This window comes from Pseudomonas sp. TJI-51, from assembly GCF_000190455.2.
Classification (GTDB): Bacteria; Pseudomonadota; Gammaproteobacteria; order Pseudomonadales; family Pseudomonadaceae; genus Aquipseudomonas; species Aquipseudomonas juntendi.
The window spans coordinates 12,683-13,392 of the sequence record NZ_AEWE02000150.1; the positions used below are offsets into that span (position 1 = coordinate 12,683).

The 710-nt window shown below is 61.1% G+C and carries 1 protein-coding gene; it reads left to right on the forward strand.

All coding sequences use genetic code 11. The features are described from left to right. Positions 1-279: 279 nt before the first annotated feature. A partial coding sequence (locus tag G1E_RS25220) for an alcohol dehydrogenase catalytic domain-containing protein (protein WP_047150219.1) occupies positions 280-710 on the forward strand: 431 nt, incomplete at its 3' end.

Here is a 710-nt window from a genome sequence, read left to right on the forward strand (position 1 = left end):
AAGCCAGCTCCCACAGGGATATCACAGGCCTCGAAGGCTGTGATTTACCTGTAGGAGCGGCTTCAGCCGCGAAGAGGCCGGTACAGGCCAGCACCTCTGTTTGCCCCCCATACCTTCCAACGACAAACCTGCCGCTAAATGGCATCTCCCTGTCGCTCCCAGTCAGTGCACCCGGCCCCATCCGGCCCACAATTCCCCTCATCCAGAAACACATGCCGCCCAAGGATGGCGGCGCGTTCAACCACCGCTGCATAAATAAAAATCAAGCGAGGTAAGAGCATGTCTGGCAATCGTGGAGTGGTATATCTCGGCGCCGGCAAGGTCGAGGTGCAGAAGATCGACTACCCGAAAATGCAGGACCCACGCGGCAAGAAAATCGAGCATGGCGTGATCCTGAAGGTGGTCTCCACCAACATCTGCGGCTCCGACCAGCACATGGTCCGCGGCCGCACCACTGCCCAGGTCGGCCTGGTTCTGGGCCATGAAATCACCGGTGAAATCGTCGAGAAAGGCAGCGACGTCGAGCGCATGCAGATCGGCGACCTGGTTTCGGTACCGTTCAACGTTGCCTGCGGCCGTTGCCGCTCGTGCAAAGAGATGCACACCGGTGTGTGCCTGACCGTCAACCCGGCCCGCGCCGGCGGTGCCTACGGCTACGTCGACATGGGCGACTGGACCGGCGGCCAGGCGGAATACGTGCTGGTGCCCTA